This is a genomic window from Pseudomonas sp. ENNP23 (assembly GCF_001728945.1).
Lineage (GTDB): Bacteria > Pseudomonadota > Gammaproteobacteria > Pseudomonadales > Pseudomonadaceae > Metapseudomonas > Metapseudomonas otitidis.
Genome location: NZ_LYSP01000121.1, coordinates 1 through 570, shown reverse-complemented (window position 1 = coordinate 570; position 570 = coordinate 1). Strand labels below are relative to the sequence as shown.

Genomic DNA, 570 nt, shown 5'->3' with positions numbered 1-570 from the left:
TTGCTCAACCCTCTGCGGCGTAAGCTGGGACATGTTTATGCGGATGGCGCCTATGACAGCAAAGCCAGCCATCAGCTTATCTTGCGCAAAGGGGCAACAGCCTGTATCCCGCCTCGCAAAAGTGCGGGGTTATGGAAAATGGGGCATCCAAGAAATGAGGCCGTGCTGGTGATGCGCAAGGAAGGGCTGGCGCACTGGAAGAAGATATCGGGGTATCACCGTCGCTCGCTGGCAGAGACGGCGATGTATCGGTTCAAGCAGTTAATGATGGGCAAAATCAGTCTGCGGACCTACAACGGTCAGGTAGGGGAAGTAATGGCGTATGTTGGTGCAATCAACAAACTGAACACACTTGGTCTGCCTGTCAGAAAGCCCCGAGTGTAACGGTCACTTGGGGCTGGGGCGGTTGTGACCTGATGGCTGATTTGGGAAACAACGCCTTGGTCATAGCTACGTGACAATATTTCAGATTTGCCATCACCACTACTGCCGCATAAAAACACACACTCACTAGGCTGCAATGAACGGAGGCACTTCTCAAAATCATCCTCGATTTCGGGTGTAACGTAG

1 protein-coding gene is annotated in these 570 nt (G+C 52.5%); it reads left to right on the top strand.

Features of this window, described 5'->3' with window-relative positions; translation table 11 throughout:
• Positions 1-384, top strand: a 384-nt coding sequence (locus A9G05_RS26995; RefSeq protein WP_139131283.1) for a transposase, incomplete at its 5' end; no start/stop codon positions are given.
• Positions 385-570 lie beyond the last annotated feature (186 nt).